The organism is Pantoea sp. GbtcB22, from assembly GCF_019091025.1.
Classification (GTDB): Bacteria; Pseudomonadota; Gammaproteobacteria; order Enterobacterales; family Enterobacteriaceae; genus Pantoea; species Pantoea leporis.
Window position 1 is genome coordinate 1 of the sequence record NZ_JAGXKB010000113.1, and the last position, 279, is coordinate 279.

Annotated in this window: 1 protein-coding gene; it reads left to right on the top strand. The window is 47.3% G+C overall.

The genetic code is table 11. The features are described from left to right. Window positions 1-110: 110 nt before the first annotated feature. Window positions 111-279, top strand: a 169-nt coding sequence (bssS, locus tag KVT28_RS24955) for a biofilm formation regulator BssS (protein WP_217550826.1), incomplete at its 3' end; no start/stop codon positions are given.

Consider the following 279-nt stretch of genomic DNA (forward strand, 5'->3'; position numbering starts at 1 on the left):
TTTTTACTATTGTACCCGCTATTTCATGTTATAATTGTTTCGCTAGTGCACGATACAGCCGCATTGAACCACAAGAAGCACTTCGTTTAACGAGTAATACGGAGGTTATAATGGACAGAAATAAAGACGTCATCCAGACACATCCGTTGGTAGGATGGGACATCAGCACCGTAGACAGTTATGACGCCATGATGATTCGCCTGCACTCGCTCACCTCGCAGGGGCAGAAAGAAGAAGAAGCTGACGTGGGTCCGACCTACTGGCTGACTACCGACGTAG